The organism is Rhodobacter sp. 24-YEA-8 (assembly GCF_900105075.1).
In the GTDB taxonomy this organism is placed as follows: domain Bacteria; phylum Pseudomonadota; class Alphaproteobacteria; order Rhodobacterales; family Rhodobacteraceae; genus Pseudogemmobacter.
This window is the reverse complement of the sequence record NZ_FNSK01000007.1, coordinates 1-21,308: the sequence shown is the minus strand read 5'-3', so window position 1 is coordinate 21,308 and position 21,308 is coordinate 1. Positions and strand designations below refer to the sequence as shown.

The 21,308-nt window shown below is 56.2% G+C and carries 18 protein-coding genes and 3 pseudogenes; 2 read left to right on the top strand and 19 right to left on the bottom strand.

All coding sequences use genetic code 11. The annotated features are described in order from the left end of the window. Positions 1-209: 209 nt before the first annotated feature. The 4 genes from BLW25_RS23765 to BLW25_RS23750 form a co-directional block, all read right to left on the bottom strand. Positions 210-1,376 carry a nucleotide sugar dehydrogenase gene (locus BLW25_RS23765; protein WP_092904852.1) on the bottom strand — a complete coding sequence of 389 codons (1,167 nt, stop codon included), beginning with the start codon at positions 1,374-1,376 and terminating at the stop codon, positions 210-212. 237 nt (positions 1,377-1,613) lie between these two features. After that, complete coding sequence (locus tag BLW25_RS23760; RefSeq protein WP_143040610.1) at positions 1,614-2,204, bottom strand: metallophosphoesterase; 591 nt, start codon at positions 2,202-2,204, stop codon at positions 1,614-1,616. Positions 2,205-2,297: 93 nt separating this feature from the next. Next, positions 2,298-3,407: a ParB/RepB/Spo0J family partition protein gene (locus BLW25_RS23755; protein WP_092904848.1), complete on the bottom strand. Its 1,110-nt coding sequence runs from the start codon at positions 3,405-3,407 to the stop codon at positions 2,298-2,300. 44 nt (positions 3,408-3,451) lie between these two features. After that, complete coding sequence (locus BLW25_RS23750) at positions 3,452-4,852, bottom strand: AAA family ATPase (RefSeq protein ID WP_092904846.1); 1,401 nt, start codon at positions 4,850-4,852, stop codon at positions 3,452-3,454. A 554-nt stretch (positions 4,853-5,406) separates the two neighbouring features. Between BLW25_RS23750 and BLW25_RS23745 the strand changes: the two genes are divergently transcribed. Beyond that, entirely contained in the window at positions 5,407-6,438 is a 1,032-nt protein-coding gene (locus BLW25_RS23745; RefSeq protein WP_092904844.1) for a replication initiator protein A, read from the top strand. Between the two features lie 175 nt (positions 6,439-6,613). Here BLW25_RS23745 and BLW25_RS23740 read toward each other — a convergent pair. The 4 genes and pseudogenes from BLW25_RS23740 to BLW25_RS23725 all read right to left on the bottom strand — a co-directional run. Continuing rightward, a pseudogene (locus BLW25_RS23740) lies at positions 6,614-7,114 on the bottom strand (IS66 family transposase zinc-finger binding domain-containing protein); the annotation flags it as partial. Positions 7,115-7,168: 54 nt separating this feature from the next. Continuing rightward, positions 7,169-7,522, bottom strand: a complete 354-nt coding sequence (gene tnpB / locus BLW25_RS23735) for an IS66 family insertion sequence element accessory protein TnpB (protein ID WP_092904842.1) — start codon at positions 7,520-7,522, stop codon at positions 7,169-7,171. Next, entirely contained in the window at positions 7,519-7,908 is a 390-nt protein-coding gene (gene tnpA, locus BLW25_RS23730) for an IS66-like element accessory protein TnpA (RefSeq protein ID WP_092904840.1), read from the bottom strand. The genes tnpB and tnpA overlap by 4 nt, the downstream gene beginning before the upstream one ends. 111 nt (positions 7,909-8,019) lie before the next feature. Beyond that, positions 8,020-9,311, bottom strand: a pseudogene (locus BLW25_RS23725) (IS110 family transposase). A gap of 138 nt (positions 9,312-9,449) precedes the next feature. On the opposite strand from BLW25_RS23725, the pseudogene BLW25_RS23720 reads away from it, so the two are divergent. Beyond that, positions 9,450-9,722, top strand: a pseudogene (locus tag BLW25_RS23720) (transposase); the annotation flags it as partial. Positions 9,723-9,849: 127 nt separating this feature from the next. On the opposite strand, the gene BLW25_RS24155 reads toward BLW25_RS23720, so the two are convergent. The 11 genes from BLW25_RS24155 to BLW25_RS23680 all read right to left on the bottom strand — a co-directional run. Continuing rightward, a complete protein-coding gene (locus BLW25_RS24155; RefSeq protein WP_143040609.1) occupies positions 9,850-10,986 on the bottom strand; it encodes a hypothetical protein in 1,137 nt (378 codons plus the stop codon). A 191-nt stretch (positions 10,987-11,177) separates the two neighbouring features. Beyond that, on the bottom strand, positions 11,178-12,224 hold the full coding sequence (locus BLW25_RS24150) for a polysaccharide pyruvyl transferase family protein (protein ID WP_143040608.1): 1,047 nt from the start codon (positions 12,222-12,224) through the stop codon (positions 11,178-11,180). Positions 12,225-12,226: 2 nt separating this feature from the next. Continuing rightward, on the bottom strand, positions 12,227-13,504 hold the full coding sequence (locus BLW25_RS24145; RefSeq protein ID WP_143040607.1) for an MATE family efflux transporter: 1,278 nt from the start codon (positions 13,502-13,504) through the stop codon (positions 12,227-12,229). Then, positions 13,501-14,634, bottom strand: a complete 1,134-nt coding sequence (locus BLW25_RS23715; protein WP_092904837.1) for a glycosyltransferase family 4 protein — start codon at positions 14,632-14,634, stop codon at positions 13,501-13,503. Before BLW25_RS23715 ends, BLW25_RS24145 begins: the two co-directional genes overlap by 4 nt. A 51-nt stretch (positions 14,635-14,685) precedes the next feature. After that, the gene (locus BLW25_RS23710; RefSeq protein WP_092904836.1) at positions 14,686-15,651 is read right to left on the bottom strand and encodes a GDP-L-fucose synthase family protein; all 966 of its coding nucleotides are present in this window, start codon (positions 15,649-15,651) and stop codon (positions 14,686-14,688) included. A gap of 271 nt (positions 15,652-15,922) precedes the next feature. Beyond that, entirely contained in the window at positions 15,923-17,041 is a 1,119-nt protein-coding gene (gene gmd / locus BLW25_RS23705) for a GDP-mannose 4,6-dehydratase (RefSeq protein ID WP_092904835.1), read from the bottom strand. Beyond that, on the bottom strand, positions 17,038-18,336 hold the full coding sequence (locus tag BLW25_RS23700) for a WcaI family glycosyltransferase (protein ID WP_092904833.1): 1,299 nt from the start codon (positions 18,334-18,336) through the stop codon (positions 17,038-17,040). The genes gmd and BLW25_RS23700 overlap by 4 nt, the downstream gene beginning before the upstream one ends. A gap of 104 nt (positions 18,337-18,440) precedes the next feature. Next, the gene (locus tag BLW25_RS23695) at positions 18,441-18,641 is read right to left on the bottom strand and encodes a hypothetical protein (protein ID WP_092904831.1); all 201 of its coding nucleotides are present in this window, start codon (positions 18,639-18,641) and stop codon (positions 18,441-18,443) included. 13 nt (positions 18,642-18,654) lie between these two features. Next, positions 18,655-19,332: a sugar transferase gene (locus tag BLW25_RS23690; RefSeq protein ID WP_092904829.1), complete on the bottom strand. Its 678-nt coding sequence runs from the start codon at positions 19,330-19,332 to the stop codon at positions 18,655-18,657. Between the two features lie 298 nt (positions 19,333-19,630). Then, positions 19,631-20,989, bottom strand: coding sequence for a polysaccharide biosynthesis/export family protein (locus BLW25_RS23685; RefSeq protein WP_171909741.1), 1,359 nt, complete (start codon positions 20,987-20,989; stop codon positions 19,631-19,633). A gap of 45 nt (positions 20,990-21,034) precedes the next feature. Beyond that, on the bottom strand, positions 21,035-21,308 hold a 274-nt coding region (locus tag BLW25_RS23680), incomplete at its 5' end, for a YjbF family lipoprotein (RefSeq protein ID WP_143040606.1).

Sequence of the window (21,308 nt, the reverse complement as noted above, 5' to 3'; positions counted from 1 at the left end):
TCATTTTTGACAATGCTTCGACGCGCGACAGGCTTCTGCACAACGCACCGATCGCGGGGTGCGAGAGCTGGTAGGGCTATGACTTTATTGCAGACCTAGTCGAGACAGGGCAACTGTGCTGCCCTGAGAACACACTTGGGGACGTATGCCTACCTCCTGCTCCTCTTACTCTGATGATCCGGACAGATCTCCCCGACACCGTGGCGCTGTCAGTCCCCGCCGAACAGATCGCGAGTAAAGACCTTCGCAGCGACATCATCAAGATCCTTTGTCTGGCGGTTGGCAAGGATCAGATCGCTGCCCGCCTTGAACCCGGCAAGATCGCGGATCACCCGGCTGCCGAAGAAGAGATCATCTTCGAGCGCCGGCTCATAGATCACAACTTCGATGCCCTTGGCTTTGATCCGCTTCATGATGCCCTGGATCGCACTCTGGCGGAAATTGTCCGAGCCAGCCTTCATCACCAGCCTGTAGACACCCACCACTTTCGGCTTGGCTGCGATGATGAGGTCTGCGAGGAAATCCTTGCGCGTACGGTTGGCATCGACCACCGCGCCGATCAAGTTCTGCGGCACTTCGGAATAGTTGGCCAGAAGCTGCTTAGTGTCCTTGGGCAGGCAATAACCGCCATAGCCGAAGGAGGGGTTGTTGTAATGACTGCCGATCCGGGGATCATGGCCGATCCCCTCGATGATCTGGCGACTGTCCATGCCACGCGCCATAGAATAGCTGTCAAGCTCGTTAAAGAACGCGACTCTGATCGCAAGATAGGTATTGGCGAAGAGCTTGATAGCCTCGGCCTCGGACGGGCCGGTGAAGAGGATAGGAATATCCTTTTTCTCGGCCCCGTCCGCCAAGAGCTGCGCGAATATGCGAGCGCGCTCCGACTGTTCCCCCACGATGATCCGCGACGGGTGCAGGTTGTCGTAAAGCGCCCGCCCCTCGCGCAGGAATTCCGGGCTGAACAGGATGCGGTCGGTTGCGAAACGTACCCGCATCTCCTCGACATAGCCGACCGGGATCGTGGATTTGATCACGATGGTGCCGGTCTGGTTGCAGGCCATGACCTGAGCAATCACAGCCTCGACGCTAGAGGTGTCGAAATGGTTGGAATGCTCGTCATAATTCGTCGGCGTGGAGATGATGATGTAGTCGGCATCCGTATAGGCTTCAGAGGCCGTCAGCGTTGCGGTCAGATCAAGCTTGCGACTGTTCAGGAACTCTTCGATCCCACTGTCGACAATCGGGCTTTTGCCCTGGTTGACGAGGGCGACCCGCGCCTCAGAAATATCCACCGCCACAACCCGGTGATGCTGCGCCAAAAGCACCGCATTCGACAGGCCAACATAGCCAAGACCAGCGACTGCAATTTTCATCCCAGGATTCCCTCAAATGGCTTGATGCCGTTATTTCAGTTTCACGTAACCGCTTAATATCCTCAAAGAATCCCCTGCTCCAGTTTTCACGGGGTTCTGCGTCAGAACCAGAGCCGGAACGCACAATAACCAGTCCTCTATAGCCGCGCGTGATACCAAGATAAACACCCGGATCCGGTAAGCGGGCAGCCTCTGAAACCGGTCCCTCCGCGATGGACTGAGCGCACAGTCATGCCTTCAGGGCGTGACGGCGATCATCATCTGCTCTGTTTCCGGCACTGCTGGGTCAATCAGGGCAAAGCACAGCCGCCCGGTGGCATAAGCGCAGATATCAAGCGCGATCCTTCCGGCTTGGGCAAAGGCCTTGTCAACTACATTTTGGCCATGCGCGACCCAAAGCCCGTCGGGGCGCAGCAACCGGCCGAAATCGCGATGTCCCCATTGCAAAACAACCGCCTCTGTGCCCATCGGGGCGCGCAGCCGGTCCCGCAGATCAGCCGGATCACCGCCGGTCGGGTCGATCCCATAGCTTGCGATCATCTCGAAGCCGCTATGTTTCAGCCAGGAGCGCCCGGGCTCGGCCTGATTGAGAAAGTCGATAAACATCGCCTCATGATTGCCCGCAAGCGCCAACGCGCCGCGCGCGATCTCTTCGCGCACCAGCGCCAGCACAGTTGCGCTGTCCGGGCCGCGATCAATCATGTCGCCCAGAAAGATGACCCTTGCCTGCGGGAAATGAACCTGCCTGAGCGCAAGGAAGCGGCGGTCGCCGACAAGGCAGACCGGCTCGTCCGGCACCGGTGGCGCGAGGCGCCGGCGCGCGGTCATCTTCTGCCGGGCTGTCGTGCTGTCGGAACCCAAGGGTCATCACATGGCTTTCCTGCGGAAGGCCAGCAAAAACGCCAGCCCTTCACGCGCCTGTCAGCTTTCCGACGCCAGCCATTCCTCAAGCCGCGCCCGGAATTCCGGGCTGATGCCAGGCCCCGACAGGACCAGAACGGTCTGCCCGGCGCCGCCTTTCTCGGCCAGAAGAATACCGGGGCGCAGCTCCTGACCCTGGGCCTGCGGTAAGGCATCATGCTCTGAATGTTTCGCGCGCGAAACATTTTTGGCGCCGATCCCCACTACAGGCGCGGGTGGGGCACCGACATCGGCACTGGCAAAGCGTGAAAGCCGGTCCTGTTCCGTGGCCGCGTCCACCGACGGATCATCGCGCATTTCAACCAGAAATGTCTCTAACATGGCCGAACCTGTGTCATGCAGCCGCTTTTCCAGCGTCAGACCCAGCCGCTCCGGGATTGCAGAGGGGAAGCGCAGCACCGGATCAAGATGGTGATACAACACCAGGAAGGAACCGATCTTTGAACGGCGTGACCGGCTTGCATTGGCAAAGAGCCGGCGCAGCGCATCGCGCTCGGTCGGAAACACCCCCTGTTCGACCGCGCGGGCAGCAATCCGCGCCCGCTCGTAATAGGAAAGACCGGCGCGGATCTCGTTTTCCTCGACCATCGCGATATAGGCATCGGCGGCGGATTCAGGTTTGCGCACCAATGCCAGCACATGGTCAAAACGGTCATTTCCGCTGGCACAGAGCCTTTTCAGCGCTGTCAGCCGCCGCCAGCCCGAGATCAGCCCATAGCGCCCGGGGGCGATCTCGCTGACCTCGACCGGATTGCGCTGGCCATGTTCGGCAATCGACGAGATAAGACCCGCAAGGTCCTCTTCATCAAGGTCGATCCGGTCGCGCACCAGATGATCCGCCTCGATCCCGGCCAGGGGCAGGCGCAACACAAGCCGCCCCTCGGCGCGGGCCCGGCTCATGGCTTCTGAAATCTCGCTAAGCGCGGCCTCGGCAGCCGATTCCGCCGCCACCCGCGCAATGGGAGGAGGCGCGCCGAAACTGCCTGCCCCCGGCGGCGGCAACGCGGCCTTCACCTCGGGCGCCACGCCTTCAGAAACGTCACTGACATGGCTGTTTTCATCTGTCTCCGGCGCAATTATTGCCGGGCCAAGCCGCTTGCGTCTGGCCATATCAGCCCCCTCTCAGCAAATGTTTCGCGCGCGAAACATATCCCTCATTCCCCGGCAGAAGCCGCCCGCTCATCGCGGCGCCAGATGGCATAAAGCAGCCGCTTGAATTCGGCCCAGGTGGTGTCAAAGGTCTCGCGGCCCCGGATATAGGTCTCCCGGTTGAAGTCGCGGTAATCGGCTTCATAGATGCCATTGACCTGTTCGCCCGCCTGGCCGATCAGCGCGGTGAATTCCTGCCGCTGCGGGCTCATGGCGCCGCCAAGCCAGGTCTGCATGAACGACGCCATCTCGGCCTGCTGCGCGCCGTCATAGCGGGTGATCACCGCGCGCACCGCATCCCATTCAAAGGCCAGCTCCTCGCGCCCCAGGGCACGGGCGGCGATATTCTCCCCCTCCTCGATCGAGGCGAAGGTGGAATGGAGCATGTCGAAAAACCGCCCCGTGGAGTCGAACTCGAGGAAAGAGGCCCCGGTCGGCACCAGCAGCATATCCGCCGCCGCAAGACCATTGATTGTCAGATAGCCAAGCGCCGGCGGGGTATCGAGGAAGATCAGGTCATAGTCATCCAGGAGCCCGCTTTCCGCGAAAATGTCAGTCAGCGCATCCCAGAGCTTCCAGCCGCGTGACTGCATCCTCCAGACCGGGATCTGGAACTCGGCCCAGTAAAGGTTCAGCTGCGCCCCGATCAGGTCGATATTCGGCCAATGGGTCTTTTGCACCACGTCGCGCGGCTCGGTCTTCAGCGCTTCCGACAAAGTGGCATCCAGCGCCAGCGGCGCATCGCCGCGTTCGACCCGGGCACGGTTGTCGTTTTGCAGATGGCGAGCATAATGGCGCGCGATCAGCGGGAAGGCGGTGCCCCATTCATCGGCAACCCTGCCGCCGAAGATCGAGGTCATCGAGCCCTGGGCATCGAGATCGACCACCAGCACCTTGTAGCCATCCAGCGCCGCCGACATCGCGAGATGGGCACAGGTCGAGGTCTTGCCGACACCGCCCTTGAAATTCGCCACGGCGACAATCTTGGCCGGCAGGCCCTTCGGGCGGTAGGGCTGATAGTCGCGGTTCTTCGCGCCTTCAGCCGCGAACCAGACGCGCAGCCGCAGCACCTCGTCGAGCGTGAACCATTTGGCCCCCCCCTCGGTTTCGGAGCGGCCCTGGGGCAGATCGGGATTGCTCTTCAGCACCCGGCGGAAATGTCCCTGGGCAACGGGGATCAGATAGCGGGTGATTTCCCAGGTCGAGAAGAGGCGCAGGTTTTTTCGCCCCTCCACCCCGAGGCCGCGTGTGGCAAGCTCATCGCGCCCGCGGGCCGCCAGACCTGCAATCCGTGACAGCTCGGCGGTGCCAACGGGCGGGCCAAGGCGTTGCAGCTCCTGATCGGGCGAGATGTTGAAATAGGGGGGCTGGGCGGGATCCGCCTCGCGGCTCGATTCGCGGGCCATTGCTGCCTCATGTGCGTGTTTTTCGCCAGCATACAGCAAAACATGCAACATGGAAGCAAAGAGCACACATCTGCCGCAGTTCTCTATATTTCATAGCAAAATCAAAATGCTAGGGTTGCATCTGAGGCCGATGTCCTGGATGCGCCTTCAGGCCCTGTCTGATCTTTCTCAGTTAGTATCATGTTATTATAATAGTTAAGGCGCATAATTCTTATATCTATCTCATTGATACTTAATGAAATATCCGGATCTGAAAAGCCCATAGCGACTCTGAAACCACGACAGGGTGACTCTGATCCCACGCCCGGGTGACTCTGATCCCACGATCCCGCCGGAGATTTTTCCTCGCCAAACCGACCACCTGTGGATAAGTTAAGCGTCAATGAAACCACGAAGCGCAAAGCGGCCTCCGGAGGGGCCCTGAGGCCCTGGCAAAGGCCATGGTGTTTCGTGGACAAACCCCTGTCAGCACCGCAAAGGGCGGCAGGCAGAGCGGGCGTCAGGCCCGCCATATGAGACCCCGGCAGCGGGGCTGAGGCGAGAGAGGCAGGCGGATGACAGGACCGGGATATGGGGCGGGGGCTCTCCCCGTGCAGGGCGCCACATGGCTGCCTGACCGCCGCGCAGAGGCGGGGTTTTTCATTTGCGATCTGTTCGATGTGCTGCCCAAAGACGATATGGCCAGCATGGAGCATCCGATCTTCTCGCTCTCGACGCGGCCCGACCGGCGTATCCTGAGCTATGAGAGGAACGGGGCAGAGATCACCGTGGTGCCCTCGGTCAGGGGGCTTGCGACGCTCTTTGACAAAGACATTCTGATCTATTGTATCAGTCAGCTGATGGCGGCGCTGAATGCCGGGCGCGAGATCAGCCGGCATCTGCGGCTGACCGCGCATGACCTGCTGGTCGCGACCAATCGCGAGACGAGCGGAGACGGCTATGCCCGGCTGCGTGAGGCCTTTGAGCGGCTGGCGGGCACCCGCATCACCACCAATATCGCGACCGGTGAGGGGCCCGAGGTCACCACCGGCTTTGGCCTGATCGAAACCTGGCAGATCGTGCGCGCGACCAAAGGCGGGCGGATGGTGCAGGTGGCGGTGACCTTGTCGGAATGGCTCTTCCGGGCGGTGCTGTCGAAATCGGTGCTGACACTGTCGCGCGATTATTTCCGGCTCAGAAAACCGCTGGAGCGGCGCATCTATGAGCTGTCGCGCAAGCATTGCGGCCGCCAGCCGGAATGGCGGGTCTCGATGGCCGTGCTGGCGCAGAAATCGGGCTCTGCCAGCCCGCTCAGGGTGTTTCGCAAGATGATGCGCGATATGATCGCAAGCGATCCCTTGCCCGATTACAGCCTTGCCGAGGAGCCGGGCGATATCCTGCGGGTGACGCGCCGTGATCTTGTGGTGCTGCCCGGCACCGGCCCGGTGCTGAAAGAGGCCACGATCAGTGCGGCGCGGGCGCTGATGCCCGGCTGGGACATCTATGCGCTGGAGGCGGAATGGCGCGAGATGTGGGCGCGCTCCGGCCGGCCGCGGCTGCGCTCGGCCGATGCGGCCTTCCTTGGATGGCTGAAGAAGCGGATCTAGCTTAAAGGCACCTAGATTTTTAACGGTAATCCTCCCCATGGTTAAGGGGCTGCATAAGTAGAATTTTCTCGTAGCGTGAGCTGAGGAGATTTGAATGAGAAAGAGCCGTTTCACGGAACCGCAGATCATGGCTGTGCTTCGCCAAGCTGAGAGCGGTGTGGCCGTGCCTGAACTTTGCCTGGGTCACCCCATCGGTGCAGCCCCGGCAGGCATATCTCGGGCGGATGGTGACGATGACGCGCAACTGCGCGGGCACGATATCGAGACGTTCGGTGCGGTCCTCGCCGATCCTGTGCAGGGGACCGCAGCCGCAGGGGCAGTCGAGGTTCTCGGGCTCGATGACCACCTCAATGCGCGGCAGCGCGGTCGGCAGGTTGCCGATCGTGCGCTTGGGCGCGGGTCGGGGCGCTGCGTCATCCGCCCTGCTTCCGCGCGCGTCCTTCTCCGCCTCGACTTCGGCGAGCGCGATCGACAGCTCCTCGAAGGCCAACTGCCGCTCGTCCTCGGAGAGCTTTTCCGACCGCTTGCCATGCAGAGCATGGTTCAGCTCGGCGATCAGATGCTCCTGCCGGCGCGTGATCTCCCGAAGCGCAGTGACCTCCTCGATCAACGCGAGCGCCGCCACGCGTTGCGCGACAGGCAGGGCAGAGAGATCCAGGGCGGGGGCAACTGACATGGGGGAAATCTACCACGAAGCATCCACAAAAACACACAAAAACAGAGCGTTGATCTATTCCGCTGCAGCGGGCGGCCGCGCCTCCAGCGCCTTAACCCTGCGCCAGTCGAGCCCGGCAAACAGTGCCTCAAACTGCGCATGGTTCAGCGACATCAGGCCATCCTTGACGGCGGGCCAGGTGAAGCTGCCACCCTCCAGCCGCTTGTAGGCCATCACCAACCCGGTGCCGTCCCAATACAAAATCTTCAACCGGTCCGCACGGCGCGACCGGAACACAAAGACCGTGCCGGTGAACGGATCCTTGCGCAGCACCGACGACACCAGCGCGGCCAGCCCATCATGGCCCTTTCTGAAGTCGATTGCCTTCGTCGCGACCACGATCCGGACCCGGTTCGACGGAAAGATCATGCGTCTGCCGTCAGCGCATGCACGACCGAAGAAATCCGATCTGCCGAGGCCCCGGCCTCCAGACGGATGATCACAGCGCAGAAGACGATCTCCACCCTGTCCAGAACAGGGGCTGCGACAGCGGGCGCGTCTTCACCCGGTCCAAGCATCAGCGTCGCGAACTCAACCGCGCCCTCCGGCGCGGGCAGAACAAGCCGCCCCTTCCGAGCCATCGTCCGCCATGACGACACATGGTTCGCCGGAACTCCGTGTCGCCGCGCCACGCTGTTCACCGTCGCGCCTGGCACCAGCGTCTCCGCAACGATCCGCGCCTTCACCTCATCCGGCCACCGCCGGTTCCGACGCTCCCGACCGCCGGCCGGGAGAACCTCCAGTATGCTCTCCATGGAGAACCTCCGTCCTGATAATCATGCACCTCCAATGAGGCGATCAGGACTGAGGCTGGAAGGTGGGGTGCTGACAGCGCTTACGTCCCAAGCGGAAGGCCCGAACATTGTCTACGAGGTCAGAAAGCTGCCTCCACGGCTCACCAGAGAGAGGTCCTTCCGCTCGGGTTCACCCCCACCGAAGAAGGGGCGATAGGGTTCGCCGGATTTGATCACGGCGTGAATGGTGCGCGCCATCTTCGCGGCGATGGCGGTGTAGGCCTTGCGGCGCAGGTCCGGGTTGTGGCGATCCTGCGCGATGTAGCGTTCGAACTTGTCGCGAAAGCTGTTCGCGCGATGCAGCACCGCGGTCTGTCCCGCCATCCAGAGCGTCCGGCGCAGGCGGGCATTGCCATACTTCGAGATCCTGCTCCGCCCTCGAAACAAGCCGGACTGCACCGTCGCAAGGTCCATCCCGCAGAACTTCAGGAATTGCCGGTGATGCCGAAAGCGGCGCAGGTCGCCGGCCTCGGCCAGGATGGTCAGGGCGTTGATCGGGCCGATGCCCGGCACCGAGGTAAGCAGCCGATAGTCGGGGTGATCCCCGAGCAGCGCCACAGCCCTTGCTTCGATCTCGCTGCGCTGGCGCATCAGGCCGCGCCCCTCCGCCAACACCATCCGAAACATCCGCAGCGCGTCCGACTCTGCGGCGACCGGCAGCCCGACCGAGCACCGTGCGGTCTCGTAAATGTCTGAGATCAATGCAGCCTTCGCTACCTTCTTACCCACGACGCCCCATGCGGCGGCGGTGAAGTCATCCTTGTCCATTGCCGTGATCATGTGGGCCGAAGGGAACATCTCAAGGAAGGCCAAGAACCATTCGCTGCGGGTGCTCCGCTGGAAACGTGCCGCCTCGGGGAAGTAGAGCGGGAGGTAATGCCCCAGTATCCGATGCCAGAGTTCGGTCTTGGCGCGCGATACGACCTCATGAGTCATCGAGAGCTCCTGGATATTGGCGATCCCGGCGCGGAGCGGATCATGAAAACCTGGGTGGCGCCGATCTGGAGCATGTGCAGGATGACCTGCGCGTCTTTGGGATCATTCTTGTCCCAGCTGTTGTGTAGCGCCTCACGCGTTCTGGCCAAGGCGACCGAGGAGATGAGCTTCACATCGAAGCCGGCCATGCCGAGCTGGTAGATCAGCGCTCGGTGATAGTTACCGGTCGCCTCGAACCCGATCTGCACCGGCCGCGCGTAATCGTTCAGGATGGCGATCAGCCGCTGGAAATCGTCGAGCGTGTCAGTGATCGTCAGTCGCCGCCGCCGGGTCTTGCCGGGGGCCGCGATCAGCACCTCGTGGCGGTGCTTGGAAATGTCGATGCCTACCAGAACACGGGCATCGGCAGTATGCTCGAACTTGGTCATAGGCGGTCTCCTCTGTGGTGGGTGGTTCGCAACACCACCATAGAGACCTGAGCGCCGGTTATGGCCGCACGCTGCGCAGTTCGCAGGCTCCGCGCGCGGCCATAACCTCCAAGCGGACCGTTGTTCACGACGTGCTATGGCCCGGAATACATCAGCTCTACGCTGATGATCTGGGCTGAGAAGCAGGGTATCGCCCTGAACCACATCCAGCCCGGGAAGCCCCAGCAGAACGCCTACGTCGAGCGTTACAACAGAACGGTCCGGCATGAATGGCTGGACCTCTACATCTTTGAAACTATCGAGGAGGCGCAACAGATCGCAACCGACTGGCTATGGACTTACAACAATGAGCGCCCCAACATGGGCATCGGCGGCATCAAACCCGCCCAGAAACTGAAGATGGCTGCCTGAAGTCTACTTCTGCGCCCCGTTAAAACGGGGGAGGATTACCCCCCAGATCTACGACATGCTCACGTGGGAGTACCCCCTCACAGTGTAACCGGTACAGCGCTTACAGAAAGACAAAGCCAAACATTATTCATGCTCTTCGCGATGCTTTAGCCAACACGTGTTTGATATAGGGCCAAACAAAATAGATAAAAAATGCCAGGAAAATAAATCGAGAAGTGGTGCGAGCAGAATAGGTAGGAAGAAGATAGAAGACGTAAATATAGAAAACTGCTAAGGGAAGATAATATGCAACAGGTAGCGAAAACTCCCAACGCACTGTAGCGCGCATAGCAAGAAAAAGAACGAGAAAGTACAGAATTTGTATGGGCAGTGAAAAATGCAAGACTTCACCAAATGCACCCATCGGGACATGTGGTGCAAACTTAGCCTTATCAGAATCACGAAACGTGTCGAAGCCGTCGATGGTAGATAAAAGTGGGGAAACCGATCCAATTTGATATCGCTGTGAAAACGAGGGAGATATCAATATAGAGTTCGCAACGTTTAGAGCGCCTTCAAAAGTATTAATCAGAATACCGCGCAACGCAAACGGCACATCAGAAAGCGAAAACGAGAAAAACTGATTTGACAAAACACTGAAACCAAAGTGATCGCCTCCCCGACCGAAAATAACCTGAATAAACGATATCAGCGCGCACAGAATCAAAAGATAGAAGCCCGTGCGTGAAAGTGCACCTCTGCCAAAAATTCTTACAGCAATGGCGACACTAGAAAAATATATAATCAACCACCTCGAGTTCCCAATATAAAGCAAAAGAACGGCATAAAACCACAGGAAAAAAAATAAAAATCCCAGTGCAATTCTTCCATTGAATATCAATATAACGCCAAGCATTCCGGATAAAAGGCCAACAATTCGGAAAGCCTGATGGTATACAATAGTAAATTCATTGGAAAGACCAACATCCTCAGCTGTCTTAATTGTAAGATAATTAGTGTTATACCAAAGTACGGATTTATCCATGTCCAGAAAATGCAGAAGCGTTGCGCAACAAAGAGCAGCACCAGCTACACCCAAAGATTTCGCAGATGCGGGACTGCTCAAGAACTCACGCAACCGATAAATCGCAAGCTTCAGCCCCCCCCCGCTCATCACATTTCGGTAAGCATATCTTTTAATATCAAAACAAGACATCACGCAGAGCGATGATAGAAATGAAAAGAAGACAAGTGTATCAATTAAAATAGAATCAAGATTCTCCATAGGCATTGCCGAAAAATAAATCCCAGCAGACATAAAGTCAAACTTTGTGAGGCCTTGGAGGTTCACCCAGAACAGCAAAGAACACGATATGAAGTTACTTAGGGCGAGAAAGCTGACAGGAGCAATCATCCCTAAGCGAACCCTCACAAAGCTAAAGCACGCATAAAGGTACAGCAGGAAAATTAAATCGATCAACTCAGCACCAATCGGTCAAGAACATCAAAATGACCTGAGGAAATAACTGCCAGACTAGGCACGATTTGATCTAGTCTTTCTTTGATTCTATAAGCGCGTTGAGAAAAATCCGCCTCAAAAACAGACGCGCAATCATCTGGCGCGACGTAGCATTCACTTTGCAGGTCAAGCTGGTGAAGCTGGTCGCGGACCTTACCTCTGCCGCCCACGCTCATAAAGGGTATCCCGTAGGACATAGCAGTTAATCCAATATGCAGCTTCGAAGAAACTACAAAATCAACGGTTCGGATCAAGTCTCTGAATTCAAGGCAATCTTTATAAGGTGTATATAGCTCGCCTGAAAGATCGCCCTTCCACTCATAAGATAGCCCAGAGCTAGGGAGATGGGAGTTTGAAATGACAATCTTCGCATCGGGAAGATGCCTATGTAAATATGATACAAATGACCTTCCAAAAGATGCGTGCCTCTGATGCAGGTTAAGTAAAATCTTGGGCCTCTGAAATCCCCACTTCGCAGGCTCATGCCCAAAGTGATGTGCTGCCCCTATCAAAACATCAGGAATAAATTCCGCACCAACACTCTTGCTCCCGAGGATTTCGACATCCTTCATTAACCTAACTGTCCCGCCTAGCATCAAGGGGCTTGTAAACAGCCGGCGCCGTGTCCACGCAACATCCGAAAAGCTCGATATTCCATCGCTACCAATTGATGTGAAGCAAACAGGCGTTCCATACCTAGAAATCGCTCTGAAAAGCGATATGTAACGAGCCTCAATCTTTCGCGGAGCCGCCTTTAGAAGAATACGAGCAATTTGCGCCTCTTTGAGGACTGCTCCACCGCCCAACACCACCACATCAGCATTTTTTACGCCAGAGTAAATGTCATTGCAAACCACAAGGCCGTTTAGACTTGCCTCCGTTTCTTGCAACCCAAAGACCTCAACAGTATGGCCGGCTTGTGAAAATTTCTTGGCAAACAGTATTGCCATTAGGTCGTCACCGAAGTTGCCTTGCTGGTACGCGCCCCACAGAAGTATTTTCATTTTCACATCCTTCGCTTCTGAATTGAGGACATCATTAACACAGAAATAACAACATTGGAAACAATTGACGCCAAAACCATTGCATACACCATAATATCATCAATCAGAAGCCAAACGATCAACGTTGACAGAAAGAATGAGATGACACTTGAGAGCGCAACAATGAAAGATTTTCCAGATGCAAGCATGGCCTGAACCAACGCGCCAGAAATAGTAGAGGATACAAGTACAGGCACGAATATCGCATTAATTAAAATAGCATCCGAACTTCCTTTAAGATACGATGGCAGCATGTCAGTGTACGAAGCAATGCCGCACATTAAGCAAAAAATGCAGATCAGAATGCTAAATAAGAATGACATCTTTTGACGTCGGAATATAACAGAAATACTGACGCATCCAGTTCCTAACAGAGCCACTAGATCTGGAAATTCTATTCTCCTGGCCATTCCAACTAGATTATTAGACGCATTAAGTACATTTCGAGAAAGGATAAATGCCGCGGCCAACTCCGGAGAGAACAGCATCATTGCGAAGTATATTTGCACCCTGCCATTTAGCTGCCCTGGAAGTTGCGACAGAAATGCCCCGCCCCCAATTCTCAAAGCCATCAATATATCCCGCACGCATATACGTGCAATGCGCAAATTATAAAAAATTCGACTTACAACAATTTGCAGGATAACCGCGATCAATGATCCCGCGCCAAACGAAAGACCAAGGAATATTCCGAAGAATGATGGCGAGACATCGTAATTCGACAGGGCAATAGTAGCTGCACTCACAAAGACCCAAGGGATGGATAGAGATAGACCGGACCATCCTTGGAGCCGTTGGCCATCAAGAACGCCAGTTTGGTTAAATATCCAGAAAAACAAGCATGCGATAGAAATTAATATGAACCTCTCAGAAAGAGGATCCTCTGCAAAACCCAAGTTTCTTCCAAAAATTCCAACACATAATAGCAGGGAGGCCCAAGATATAAGCCGTATTAATATAATGGAAAAAATTGACTTCAACACTTCGTCGGATGCGCCAATCCCAGTGTCTCGGCACAAGTTTCTATCTATCGCAACTTGGCGAGAAAGATAGATCTGTCCACCCATATCAATGATCAATAAGGATAGGGTGACCACTGACATTCCAAATCCGACAGCAGATGCCGTTTCATATTTCTCATTGGAGAGCAAATAAAATGATGCAATTAAAAAGCTGCCTTGGCCAAGGAGATATCCAATTCCAAGTCCAATAAGGTTTACAATTTTTTTCTTTGCGATCATAATGCTGTAAACTCTGCAGCGATTAGATCATTGTAAGCACGGGTGTCCCTTTCCTTCATTATCCGGAATGCCTCCGTATTCGCATTTATAGCGGCACGCCGGGATAAAGGGTCGGACAACTGCGCGATCATTTCATTAAGCTTCGCAACAAGTTCAATCACCATATCTTTTCTGGCTTGTAACTTAATCAGATCGTGATGTGAATCAGATATAGTTTCCGCGATACAAGCATGATCTGTCGCGATTACTGAGCAGCCTGCCGCTAATGCCTCCATCAGAACATTTGGCTGTGCTTCTAGCTTGTATGTGGTGGGAAAAACCAAGATATCAGAATTTTCATAGAATTCCTGTTTTTTATCTCCTGAGATGTGCCCGAGTATATTTACTTTCTCACCAACACTATTTCTTAGATCCACTAGCCAGGCAGATGCGTCACTGTCATTCGCCTCGCCTCCCACCGCAAAAGTTACTTCCGGCGAGCTCTTAGAAACACTTTTGAATGCCTCAACTACAATGTCGAATCCTTTATCATAATTCAAATTGCTAAGGAATCCAACTTGAATACAATCTCTTTCAGGGCGACCGCTGCCTGCTTCATTTATTCGCACATCGCAGGTGGCAGCATTTCCGATCACAACAGATCTAATCTTCGGGCAAATATAGCGTTTGAAAGCGCTCTCCATTCCTACAGTAAGGAATATATGACTGCCAGAGGTTCCAATAATTCTATTAAATATCTTTAAAAGCCAGCCTCCATTTGAAATATTGTGAAAATTTCGATGATGCATCCATACTGACTTTACGCCTCTGCACTTAAATGACAGGGCATATGCGATATTATAAAATAGCCCAAACCCCCCATCCGGAACAATATAGACAACGGTCGACGAGTCTGCTGACTTTAGAATAGAGGCTACATTTATAAAGGTGAGGTATGCTCTATCGAAGTGATAGCGAAGGGACCTTTTATGCGCAGATCCGGTCTTAACATTGGTTTCAATGCAAATGACTGGCACGTCATTTTTTTTGATTCCTTCGGCCCATATTAGGGTATTTTTTGCAGCACCATTATGCGGCGGGGGGAAGGGGCCAACAACAATAACTTTTTTCATGATCTTGTCGTGATACATTGTTCACTCCCTTGTGTCGTCACTTGTCGGTGCATGATATGCATCAGTAAATCAAGACCTGACTTGACCCTGATTTATATACCATTCGTAGGTGTCCCTAATTCCGCTCTTTAAGTCTATTTTATATTTCCATCCCATATTGTTAATTCTATCAACACTCATTAATTTCCTCATCGCTCCATCGGGCTTAGTGGTGTCAAAGGAAATACCGCCACAGTAGCCAACTACATCTGCAATTATTTTTGAAAGCTCCAGAATTGAATGATCAATCCCCGTTCCAACATTAATGTGGCTAAGCATTGGCTGTGTGTTGCGATCATAAACAGATTTTTCCAGACCCAAAATGAAAAGAGACGCTTCTGCCATATCATCTACATGAAGAAATTCACGACGAGGCTTTCCAGACCCCCAGATCATCACTTCATCCACGCCCTGCTGCTTTGCATCATGAAATCTTTTGAGAAGCCCGGGAACGACGTGCGAGTTATCAGGGTGATAGTTATCTCCTGGCCCATAAAGATTAGTCGGCATCACTGATCTATAATCGACCCCATATTGCCTGTTATAACTTTCGCAAAGTTTAATCCCTGCTATTTTAGCAATCGCATATGGTTCGTTTGTTGGCTCTAGTTTGCCTGTAAGTAGTGCACTTTCACCGATCGGTTGATCAGTGAATTTTGGGTATATGCATGAGGATCCAAGTTGAAGAAGCTTAGCCACCCCGGATTTGAATGCCTGATGTATTAGATTACACTCAATAATTAAATTATCGTAGATAAATTCAGCAGGATAAGTGTCGTTTGCGTGAATGCCACCGACTTTTGCGGCTGCAACAATCACTACATCAGGCTTTTCGACATGCATAAAATCGCGCACTGATTTTTGATCTGTTAGATCCAACTCGGCGCGCGTTTTAGTAACTATTTCCAAGGGATCGCCGTGCACTTTTCGTTCTATCAACTTTCGCATGATTGCGCTGCCAACCATACCTTTATGCCCTGCAATAAAGTACTTCATGATATGCCCCCGATTATTTAGAATATAGGCCCCCGATCTTCTCGAAGGGGAGCCAATTCTCGTATCGTATCTTGTTTGAAGTTAGAGCCTTCGCTAGGCCTTAGAATACCAGTTGTATTCCTTGTACCAACGCACGAAGGCAGCGACACCATCTCGAACAGAAATCTCAGGCTGACATCCAGTTATTTTTCTATAAGTGTTGCATCGCCCAAGTAGCTAAGACTCTTAACGCTAGAACTTACCAGATGTGATGAAGGCTGTTCTCTGGTAACTACGCCTCCACACTCACCGGCACGTCATGGCCGTGGGCCTTCAGGAAGGCGTGGCGTTTTGCGACTTTCAGGTCTTCGGACACCATCTCGGAGCACATTTCCTGGACGGTGATCTCGGGCACCCAGCCGAGTTTTTCTTTTGCCTTTGCCGGATCGCCGAGCAGGGTTTCCACCTCGGCCGGGCGGAAGTAGCGCGGGTCGATGCGCATGACGACGTCGCCCGGTTTGACCGCAGGCGCATTATCGCCCGAGACCGAGACCACGGTGGCGATTTCGTTCACGCCCTCGCCGGTGAAGGCAAGTTCGATCCCCAGTTCCTGCGCCGACCAGGTGATGAACTGGCGCACCGAATATTGCACGCCGGTGGCGATGACGAAATCTTCCGGGCTGTCCTGTTGCAGCATCATCCACTGCATGCGGACATAGTCTTTTGCATGACCCCAGTCGCGCAAGCTGTCGATATTGCCCATGAAGAGGCAGCTTTCCAGCCCCTGGGCGATATTCGCGAGGCCGCGGGTGATCTTGCGGGTGACAAAAGTCTCGCCGCGGCGCGGGCTCTCATGGTTGAAGAGGATGCCGTTGCAGGCATAGATGCCGTAAGCCTCGCGGTAATTCACCGTGATCCAATAGGCGTAGAGCTTGGCCACAGCGTAAGGAGACCGGGGCCAGAAGGGTGTGGTCTCGCGCTGCGGGGTCTCTTGCACCAGGCCATAAAGCTCGGAGGTCGAGGCCTGGTAGAAACGGGTTTTCTGCTCGAGCCCGAGGAAGCGGATCGCTTCCAGAAGACGCAAAGTGCCGATCCCGTCGACATCGGCGGTATATTCGGGGGCCTCGAAAGACACGGCCACATGGGATTGCGCACCGAGATTATAGACCTCGTCGGGCTGCACTTCCTGCATGATGCGGGTCAGGTTGGAACTGTCGGTCAGATCGCCGTAATGCAGCCGGAAATGCGCGTTCGAGACATGCGGGTCCTGGTAGATGTGATCGACACGCTGCGTGTTGAAAGACGAGGCACGGCGCTTGATCCCATGCACCTCATAGCCCTTTTCCAGCAGGAACTCGGCGAGGTAAGAGCCGTCCTGGCCTGTGATGCCGGTGATAAGGGCCTTTTTCATGTCTGTCTCGTTCTGTTGATCAGAGGGGCTTCCGTCGCTTTGGCGACAGGAGGTGCAATGGGTCGGGGCTGGCCGGTCAGGTCATGGGCGGCAATGCGGAAGCGCTCGAGAATGCGCTTATTGTCCCAATGTTCCAGAGCGCGGGCCCGGGCGGCGAGCCCGCAGGCCTCGCGCTGCCGGGGGTTGTCGAGCAGCGCGGAAATCGCCTCTGCCAGTGCTGCCGCATCGCCGGGCGGCGTGACACTGCCGCATTCTGCGATCTCATCGGCCAGCGCGGTGCCCGGCTCGGCGGTGGCCAGAACTGGGCGGCCCGAGGCCAGCATATTCGTCAGCTTCGACGGCAGCACCGATTCCGACACCCCGGCGATCTGGGGCAGGAGATGAAGGCTGGCGAGGCCAAGCAGATCCCCCAGCCGGTCCAGCGGTTGCAGCGGGAAGAAGGAGATATTGTCGAGCCCTTCGGAGAGCGCTTTCAACTCGTCAAGGAAAGGCCCCTGGCCGCAGATCACAAAGCGCAGATCCTTGCGATGGGCAAGCCGGCGCGCCACATCGGGAAGGATCTCAAGACCCTGTTTATTGGCGATATTGCCGGAATAAAGCAGCACATGCTCTTCGATGATACCAAATTCTTCGCGGTAGGGCGAAGGGCTTGTCAGGGGCGTGACATCATCAAGCCTGGCCCAGTTACGCAGCTCGAAAATGCGGCCGGGCGGCAGACCTTTTTCCGACAATTTGCGCAGCATCGGGCCCGAGATCGTGCTGACCTTGTCAAAGCGCCGATGGATCCAGCGGTCGAATTTCTGCGCAAGGCGGCCGGCAAAGCTTGTAGGTTTCAGAAGGCCGGTGGCAAAGGCGGCCTCGACCTCGAAATCCTGGACATGCAGCCAGCATTTCGCCCCCGAAAGCCTCGCCAGCGCCCAGGCAAAGGGCGCGGGCAGCAGCGCCGGCGCGATTACCAGAACCATATCGGGGCGCCCGATCAGGGTTTTCCAGGCCAGAACCGGGAAAGCGGTCAGGGCGAAGCTAGCATGATGCATGATGCGCTTCGCGCCACTGGGCTTTGCCGGCACATAATGCGGGCAGCGGATATAGCGGACCCCCGAGGGCAATTCCCCACGGCTCCAGAAAAAGCGCGAATGGCCGGGAAACACTTTCCAGTCCGGATAATAGGGCTGGGCCGTGACCACGCTGACCTGATCGCCAGCCTCGGCCATGACCTCGGCAAGGCCCGTCGTATAGATCCCCGTCGAAATCATCTCGGGAGCGAAGTTTATACCCAGTATCAGCAGCTTCATAATCTTATCCCAGACGGCAGGCCAAAATATGCTCTGGCCGCGTGCCGGCTGCCGGGCTCACAGGTGAGTGCTGCATCTCGATAGGGGTCATCTTCATAGTATCCTCAGGCGCGCATCACGAGCCGGATCGAGGACAGAACCACGAAAGTGACAGGCCAGATCGCGCAGAGGGTAAAGCCGATCATGCGAAACAGCGGCGAGGAGATCCCGCTGCTCTGCTGTTCGCGATAGGTCAGCGCGAGCGCAATCAGCGAAATCAGAAGATAGAGCACAATCGCCCCCTGGAACATCATTGTCTCTGTCATGCCATGTCCTCGCTTATTTCCCGGTCGCGCGCAGCACGACCCTGATGGTTTTCAGGATAAGGCCGCAGTCACCCCGAAAACTCAGGTGATGCTCGTAATCTTCGTCGAATTGCGCCCTTGCCCGGAAAGAGACAGCATTGCGGTCCGAGACCTGCCAGGGGCCGGTCAGGCCGGGACGCAACCGGTAATAGGCCTGGCCCGGATAGAGGTCTTTCTGATCCAGCATCATCGGGCGCGGGCCGACAATGCTCATATTGCCACGCAGCACATTCCAGAGCTGTGGCAATTCATCAAACGAAGTCTTGCGGATCAGGCGGCCGATCCGGGTGATGCGGGGGTCCTGATCCAGCTTCTGATTGAGATCCCATTCGCGCCGGAGCTTCGGATCCCGGGCGAGACAGGCGGCAAGGGCCGTATCGGCATCCCGCACCATCGAGCGCAGCTTCCACATGCGGAAGGTCCGGCCGTCTTTGCCAATTCTGGTCTGGCTGTAGAAGGGGGATCTGCCGATAAGCAGCGCAAGCACAACCAGCACCGGCACTACAACAGGGATGAGGAACAGGGCCAGAAAAAAATCCAGAAAGCGTTTGCCGTAAGAACGGTAAAAGCCATGCCTGGTGGCGCCTGCTAATGGAATCGGGGTCCGTTCAGCGGAGGTCTTACAGGATGTCGACAGGGCTCCGTCGGCCATGGGAGGTCCTAAACAAGTTATTTTTCGATGTAGCAAAAAAAAACTTGCTTACCAAAGCGCAGAACAGGGAAAGAGCCCGCACAATCTGGGCTCAGCGCACAGCTTTTAATCGTTCCCGATTATTTATCAACGCCCCTTCTTGTCACAGATTGTGACGCTGGCACCAGCCAATGCCGCAATCCTCGTCATTTTACAACCATTTTTAAACCATTAATATGACAGTGCCCTTGCGCGCGCAGCGCCAGAGCGGGCTGGCGGTATCTTTGTGCAAAAAGCCGGGCATCTGCCCGGCTTTTGTTCAGTTTTCGGTCAGATTGTTCAGCGGAACCGTGATCAGGCTGGGCGTGATCTGCGAGATGACGCGGTCCCATTTGGTGACCGGCTGCTGCGCGATATAAACCACGTCATTCGGGCGCATCTCGAAACGTGTCGCCAGCATCAGGCCGGCTGCGGCACCGGCATCAAGATGCCAGGCGGTCAGGGCGCCGAATTCACGCGGATCCGCCGAGCCGCGCAGCACATAGATCTGTCTTGGATTGCCGGTCTTGGCGATGATGCCGCCCTGATCGAACAGGGCATCGGCAAGGCTTGCGCTCTGGTCATAGGGCAGAGCCCAGCGACCCTGTTTGCCGACCTCGCCGGTCAGATAGACATAGTCCCGCTTCTCGGCCCCAAGCTCGAGCCTTGTGTTGAAATTCGCGCGCTGCTCTTCCAGCTCAGAGCGGCGGATACCCACTTCCTGGCTGAGTGCGGTGATGGCCGAAGAGCGCGCGCCCTGCAAAGCGAGCTGTTCGGAAAAATAGGCCTCAGCGCGGGTCAGATCATAATCGCTGTCGACAAAGACCGTATCGCCATCAAGGAGACGAGTTTTCTGGTAGCTCTGGTTGCGCAGGAATTCGGTGACCGGGATCTCGTAAAGCGAGCCGGCGCGGTAGATGCGGATCACTGCAGATTCCCGGTCAGGCGCGGCGATGCCGCCCACCGCTGCCAGCGCCGTATCCAGCGTCAGCGGCGTCAGCGTGACCGGTGCCACGCCCGGCTTTGCCACCGCGCCACCGATCGGCACTTTGCGGGCGTTGAATTCGGCCACTTCGAGGCTGAAGCTCGGATCCATCTGGCGCTCGACAAGGCGCTGGAACACCGCCGCTTCGGCATCCTCCAGCGTCATACCCGCGATGCGGACCCGGCCGACATCGGGAATGGCGATCGCGCCATCATCCTGGACGGTATAGCCTTGGCGATTGTTTTGCGCGGCCAGGAGGCCCGAAAGCTCGGCCACCGAATTGGCGGGCGCCTTGGTCGCGAGCAAAACCACATCCCCGACACCCACCTGATAGGGGGTCGCCGCGACAGCAGGCGGCAATCTGGTCGCGGGCACGCCCTGGCGTTGTTCGGGGAGGTTCGCGGGCTGAGGCAGGCCGCGCGCCATTGTGCCATGGGTGCCGGCCGTCGCGCTGAAGGCTGCAGGCAGCGCCCGCGGGCTATAGGCCTGCTGATTGGCGGCCAATGTGGTTTCGGGCGTCAGGCCGATCACCCTGACCTTGGTGCCGTCCACCACACCTTCGCGGATACTGGTGCTTTGATAGGCAATGCCGCAGCCCGCCAGCGACAGCGCAAGCCCGGCCATGAGCGTGGCAAGCAAAGGAGGGTTACGCATCGGAGGCCTCACAGAAGGGGATCACAGAAGGGATAACGGGCTGGATCATGGCAGGAAGAGGATATCGACCGGACCAAAGCCCGGATCAAAGGTCTGAATGCTTTGCAGGATGCGGCCCTCTTTTACCCAATGGGTGAAGGAAAGCGCGCCGCGCGGGTTGTGGCAGGTCTCGTTGACGCGGAGCGCCCTGGTCCATTCAGCCTCGCCGATACGGACCTGTTCCGCCTGTGCCGGGGTAATGTCACAGATATAGGACCGGATCTCCAGCCGGTCCTCGCCGTCAAGCAGGCGGTAGATGCGCGGCATCTGCCCGGCGCGC